General features: G+C 64.4%; 5 protein-coding genes. 1 reads left to right on the forward strand and 4 read right to left on the reverse strand.

Translation table 11 applies throughout. The features are described from left to right. Window positions 1–86: 86 nt before the first annotated feature. On the forward strand, window positions 87–575 hold the full coding sequence (locus PR017_RS15850; protein ID WP_111222167.1) for an MmcB family DNA repair protein: 489 nt from the start codon (window positions 87–89) through the stop codon (window positions 573–575). 4 nt (window positions 576–579) lie between these two features. Here the strand turns inward: PR017_RS15850 and PR017_RS15855 are convergent, their stop codons facing one another. The 4 genes from PR017_RS15855 to lhpI all read right to left on the reverse strand — a co-directional run bounded on the left by PR017_RS15855 (window position 580) and on the right by lhpI (window position 5,997). After that, a complete protein-coding gene (locus tag PR017_RS15855; RefSeq protein ID WP_111222168.1) occupies window positions 580–1,161 on the reverse strand; it encodes an ActR/PrrA/RegA family redox response regulator transcription factor in 582 nt (193 codons plus the stop codon). Between the two features lie 82 nt (window positions 1,162–1,243). Continuing rightward, window positions 1,244–2,554, reverse strand: coding sequence for an ActS/PrrB/RegB family redox-sensitive histidine kinase (locus tag PR017_RS15860; RefSeq protein WP_111222169.1), 1,311 nt, complete (start codon window positions 2,552–2,554; stop codon window positions 1,244–1,246). Window positions 2,555–2,581: 27 nt separating this feature from the next. Then, on the reverse strand, window positions 2,582–5,047 hold the full coding sequence (gene hrpB, locus PR017_RS15865; RefSeq protein WP_111222170.1) for an ATP-dependent helicase HrpB: 2,466 nt from the start codon (window positions 5,045–5,047) through the stop codon (window positions 2,582–2,584). Next, window positions 5,044–5,997 (reverse strand): bifunctional Delta(1)-pyrroline-2-carboxylate/Delta(1)-piperideine-2-carboxylate reductase, encoded by a 954-nt coding sequence (lhpI, locus tag PR017_RS15870; protein WP_111222171.1) that lies wholly within the window; start codon window positions 5,995–5,997, stop codon window positions 5,044–5,046. The genes hrpB and lhpI overlap by 4 nt, the downstream gene beginning before the upstream one ends. Window positions 5,998–6,205: the final 208 nt, after the last annotated feature.

Here is a 6,205-nt window from a genome sequence, read left to right on the forward strand (position 1 = left end):
AACGCGTCGCACAAATAATCGTGTGAGCCGCGATTTGAGAGCGCATGGTTTTTTTGCAACAAAACTTGGTCTAGACTGGTTAAATCATGACGATTCTCAGCCTATACAATAACAATCCGTTAATAGATGGTCGCCAGTCTGAGCGTGCGATGCTGGTGCGCAAGGGCGCCCAGCGCCTGCTCCACGAGATGAGGCATGCAGTCCTGCCGGAGTTGACGCTCGCCGGCGGCAGGCGGGCCGATCTCATCAGCCTCAGCGAAAAGGGCGAGATCTGGATCATCGAAATCAAGTCGTCCGTCGAGGACTTTCGTGTCGATCGGAAATGGCCGGACTACCGGCTGCAATGCGACCGTCTGTTCTTTGCCACGCACAAGGATGTGCCGCTCGATATCTTTCCGGAGGAATGCGGCCTGATCCTGTCCGACGGCTACGGCGCCCACATGGTGCGCGAGGCGCCCGAGCACAGGTTGACGCCAACCACCCGCCGCGCCGTCACGCTCAATTTCTCGCGCGTCGCCGCTCAACGCCTGCTCGCGGCAGAATGGGCAACCGGCAAGCCGCTGCCGATCGAATAGCCCGCTATTTAGGCGCCCGCTTGGCCAGGATCCGCTGCAGCGTACGCCGATGCATATTGAGACGCCGCGCCGTCTCCGAAACATTGCGCTCGCACATCTCGTATACCCGCTGGATGTGTTCCCAGCGCACCCGGTCGGCTGACATCGGGTTTTCCGGCACGTCGGCCTTTCCGCCGGGCCGCTGCGTCAACGCGGCGTAGACATCGTCGGCGTCAGCCGGCTTGGATAGATAGTCCACCGCACCAAGCTTCACGGCGGTGACAGCGGTAGCGATGTTGCCGTAGCCGGTGAGGACGATCACCCGTGTGTCGTCGCGGCGCTGGCGAATGGCTTCGATCACGTCGAGGCCGTTACCGTCGCCAAGCCTCAGATCGATGACTGCATATTTCGGCGGATGGGCCTTCGATTTCGTCACGCCTTCCGCAACGCTGTCGGCCGTTTCGACGAGAAAGCCGCGTGTTTCCATAGCCCGGGCAAGTCGCCTCAGAAACGGGCCGTCGTCGTCGACGATCAGCAGGCTCGGATCCGGGCCGATATCACCGTCGCTGGAGGCAAGTGTCTCGATGTCGTGGTCTAGATCTGTCATTCCGTGATCCCGGCGGTTTTCCGCCTGCGTATATCTTCTGTGTATATATAGCGTCGCGAGCACTGGTCATAAGCCCGTCGGCTCAGTTTGTCGAATTGCTGTCTATCAAAACACGAGGCCATTCGATGCGGATCCGTGCCCCTGAAGTTTCCGCCTCGCGGTTTCCGAATGTCAGGGTTGCGCCGGAGCGCTCCAGCAGCGTCTTTGCAATAAACAGGCCAAGCCCAAGGCCGCCTGCGGCATCGTCACGCTGCCGTGTCGTTACATAGGGCTCGCCGATGCGGGTCAAGATATCGGGCGCATAGCCGACCCCGTCGTCTTCAATGGTGATCGCCAGAGTTTCGGCATCGAACGCCACCGTGACAGTCACCATCTCGCGGGCGTAGTCGACAGCATTTTCTACCAGGTTGCCGAGCCCGTACATGATCCCGGCATTGCGGTTGAGGACCGGTTCGCCGGATCTGGTGGTCTCCTCGACCAGCGTCAGCTTGATCCCGAATTCGCGATGGGGGGCGAGAATTTCCTCCATCATCGATGACAGCGTCAGATAGCGCATATGCGCCTCGTTCTCCGCCGACAGCGTCGTAATCCGCCGCAGGATGTCGCGGCACCGCTCGCTCTGGCTGCGAAGCAGCGCCACGTCCTCCCGGTAACGCTCGTCGTGACCGAGTTCCCGCTCCATCTCCTTGGCAACGATGCTGATCGTCGCCAGCGGCGTTCCGAGCTCGTGGGCCGCTGCCGCCGCCAGTCCGTCCAGCTGCGACAGGTGCTTCTCACGCTGCAGGACCAGCTCGGTCGCCGCCAGCGCATCGGCCAGCTGGCTTGCCTCCATGGATACGCGATAGGCATAGAAGGCGGCGAAGGCCATTGTCGATGCGATGGAGCACCAGACGCCGAGTTGCATGACTTGGTTGATGGCGACGATGCCGCCAGCATACCACGGCAGCGGGAAAGGCGAAAAGGCGAGCGACGTGATCGCCACCATCGCCGCAAGGATCAGCGTCATGCTGTAGCGGATAGGCTGGGAAGCAAAGGAGATGATGACGGGCACGCAGACCAGGATCGAAAACGGATTAGCAAGGCCGCCGGTGATGAACAGCAGGCCGCACAGCTGCAGCAGATCCAGCCCCAGAAGGGCGAAGGTGGCCGGCGCATCCAGCCGGTGCGTCGGCGGATAGCGCAACGTCAGGAACAGGTTGATCCAGGCAAGGCAGGCGATCAGCACGCAGCAGGGCAGCAAGGGTAGCGGAAACTGCAGCCAGAAGGCGACGATCGCGACCGTCGCGGCCTGGCCACCGACGGCAAGCCAGCGCAGGCGGACCAGCGTCTGCAGCCGCACGCGCCGGCTGGTGTGATGATTGCCCGGCAAGAGGCTGTCATTTTCGGCAATCATGCTGCTCACTCCTTAACGGCGATGCACTCAAGTTCCGCGCGGCTTCACGCGGGTAGTCGGGGCGGCTGCTGCCGGGTCCTCGGGCCAGGGGTGGCGAGGATAGCGACCGCGCATGTCGGCGCGCACGTCCTTCCAGGTTCCGGCCCAGAAGCCCGGCAGGTCTCGGGTCGTCTGGATCGGCCGGTGTGCCGGCGAGGTCAATTCCAACACCAGCGGCAAACGTCCGCCGCCGATAGACGGATGCTGACGAAGCCCGAACAGCTCCTGCACCCGGATGGTCAGCAGCGGCTCCGTCCCATCGTAATGGATGGGGTGGCGCTGCCCCGTCGGCGCCTCGAAATGCGTCGGTGCCATCCGTCCGAGTTCCCGTTGTAAATCATGCGGCAGCAACGACATCAGCCCGTTCGACAGTCCGCCGGTGGAAATATCGGATAAGCCCCGCGCGTCGCCCTGATACGGTACGAACCAATCGTCGAGCCGGATGAGCAGGGCCTCGTCGCTCGTATCTGGCCAGGGCTCCCCGATCGTTCGGTGCAGAAAGCCGATCCGGTCGCGCAGCTGGGCGGCTTCCTTGGAGAAGGTGAGCACGCCAAGCCCGAGTTCGCGGATACCCTCCGCCAGTGCCGCTGCCACCTCGCGCCCGGAGGGACGCGGCAGGGGCGTCTCCTCGAGGATAATGGCCCCGAGCCGCGTCACCCGCCGGGCCCGGACCTGCCGGCTCGTCTTGTCGAACAGGCACTGATCCTCGGTCACGATGCTGTCCGGCAGCTCGGCCTCGACATCGCCGCGCGTAATCTCGGCAGCACTGAGAATCCGGCCCTGCGCGGCACGACCGGTAAGGTCTGCGACGACAAGCATCGTTGCACCCGACAGCCGCTCCGTCTCCGGCAGCTCGGCACCACGGCCATTGGCCATGACGAACCGGCCGCGACCGCCCCGCTGCAGGGCAATGCGGTCGGGAAAGGCGTGCAGCAGCAGCGTGCCGGCCATCACCGGTTCGCCGCCGCCTCTGCTGCCCCCGGCAGTTGCCACCAGTCTTGCCACCAGTCGTCGCGCCGCCTCGGCCCGCTCGCTTTTTTCGCCCCGGAAACGCCGCAGGCGTTCCTCCAGGTCGATGCTTTGCCCTCCCAGCCCCTGTTCGGTCAAAAGCAAGGCCAGCATCGCCGCCTCGCGTGCCTGGCCGTTTCCGGCGGCTGAGATCACCATCGCCGCCAGTCGGGGCGGAAGTGCCATCGCCCGCATCGTCCGACCGCGTGCGGTGAGCCCGTTAGCGTGATCGAGCCCTCCCAGTTGTCTGAGCAAGCTCCGCGCCTCGAAAAGCGTGCCGGCCGGCGGCTGGTCGGCGAAGCCGAGACTGCCGGGATCCTCGACGCTCCAGTGGGCAAGATCGAGCGCCAGACTTGAAAGGTCGCTGGAGAGTATCTGCGGCGGTGTAAACGCCGGCAGCGCCGCCGTCTGGCCGGGATGCCAGAGCCGGATCGCAATACCCGGCTCCGTCCGTCCGGCGCGTCCCGCCCGCTGGTCTGCCGAGGCGCGAGACACCCGCACCGTTTCCAGCCGGGTGATGCCGGTCGCCGCCTCGAAGACGCCCAGCCGCTGCAGGCCGCTGTCGATCACAACGCGCACACCGTCGATGGTAATCGATGTTTCGGCGATCGAGGTCGCCAGCACGATCTTGCGCATCCCCGCCGCAGTCGGGCGGATCGCCGCGTCCTGCTCCTTCTGGCTGAGGTTGCCGAACAGCGGCGCTATCAGCGTCTCCGGCCCGAACCGTCCTTCCAGCCGTTCGGCGGTGCGGGTGATTTCCGCCTGGCCGGGTAGGAAGGCGAGGATCGAACCCTTTTCATCCCGGTGGGCAGCAACGATGGCGGCAGTGACACTGTCCTCGATCCGCTCGCCGGCAGGCCTGTCGCGGTAGCGCACATCGATCGGAAAACTGCGTCCCATGCTCTCGATCACCGGCGGCTGGCCGAGCAGCTGCGCGACCCTCTCTATATCGAGCGTTGCCGACATCACCAGGATGCGCAGGTCGTCGCGCAGGGCAGACTGCACGTCGAGCGCCAGCGCCAGGCCGAAATCGGCATCCAGCGAGCGTTCGTGGAACTCGTCGAAGATGACAGTCGAAACGCCTGCGAGTTCGGGATCGTCGAGGACCATTCGTGCAAAGACGCCATCGGTGACCACTTCGATCCGGGTCCTTGCCGAAATCTTCTTGTCGAGCCGCATCCGGTAACCGACGGTGCCGCCAACCTCCTCACCGAGCAGCGATGCCATGCGCGCCGCCGCTGCCCTTGCCGCCAACCGCCTGGGCTCGAGCAGGAGGATCCTGCCGTCTCCGCGCCACGGCTGATCCAGCAGATAAAGCGGCACGAGCGTCGTCTTGCCGGCGCCGGGCGGCGCCGAAAGAACCGCACGGCCGACGTCGCCAAGCGCGGTTCCGATCTCGGGCAGGACCTCGGAGACCGGCAGGATAGGAAGTGCCGTCCGCGTCATGCCGCCAGTTCGTCCTTAAGGGACTCGTAGGCGAGAATGGCGCCGGCCAAATCTTCGAGCGCCGCGCCGACAGATTTGAACAGCGTGATCTCGTTGTCGTCGCGGCGACCCGGCTTTTCGCCGCGCACCAGTTCCGCCAGTTCTGCGCGGATCCCGTCTGGCGTCAGCACGCCGCTTGCAAGCGGCTGGACGATATCGCCCGCCTCGTGCGTCGCCCCGGCAAGCGTATCGACAAAGACAGAGGCGCGGCGGATGGCCGTGTCGTCTGCCTCGCGCATATCGGGTTTGTAGCCGCCGACCAGGTCGAGATGGGCGCCTGCCCTCAGCCAGCTGCCGTCGATCAGCGGCTGGCTGGAGAGAGTGGCGCAGGAAATCACGTCGGCAGTGCGGGCCGCCGCCGCAAGATCGGTGACGGCAATGGCCGGCAATCCCATGATCCGCGCCTCTGCTGCTATTCTCTCGGCCGTGTCGCCGTTCCGGCCCCAGACATGAATGCGTGTCAGTGACCGGACCTCGGCATGTGCCTGCATCAGGTTGAGAGAGAGGCGGCCTGTGCCGCACACCAGAAGCTCCGAGGCATCCGCCCGCGCGAGCTTTCTCGCTGCCAGCGCCGAGGTCGCCGCCGTGCGCCGCGCCGTTAGCTCGCCACCATCGACGATCGCCAGCATTTCCCCGGTCGTCCCGGATGACAGGAGATAGGTGCCGTAGATTGCCGGCAGGCCCCGGAGGCCGTTGTCGGGAAAAAGGGACAGCACCTTGACGCCCGAATAGCGCCCCGGCACCCAGGCCGGCATCAAGAGCAGCGTCGCGTCGCTTTCCCCTGGAACCGCCATTGCATGATGATGGCGCACCGGCATCACGCAGTCGCTCGCAAACATCCGCTCGATGGCGTCGATAAGGGGCCCCCATGGAAGGGCGGCGCGGGTTCTGGCTTCGTCGAGGACCAACATCTGGTGCTCCGGCATGAGAGAAATGGATGAAGCTCAATCCTTAGGGCGGGTAAAGCCCGATGGCAATTGAAACGCCATGCCTCTCACCCGATCCGTAACCGGTGATTTTTGACCATTTGGGCAAGATTTTGGGTTTTGTGGTTTGGGTTTGGCTGTCCGAGCGGGGTCTGGTTTTGGTGTGTTGATAAAGATGTTCTGAATATGTGTT

It is taken from the genome of Rhizobium tumorigenes (assembly GCF_003240565.2).
Classification (GTDB): Bacteria; Pseudomonadota; Alphaproteobacteria; order Rhizobiales; family Rhizobiaceae; genus Rhizobium; species Rhizobium tumorigenes.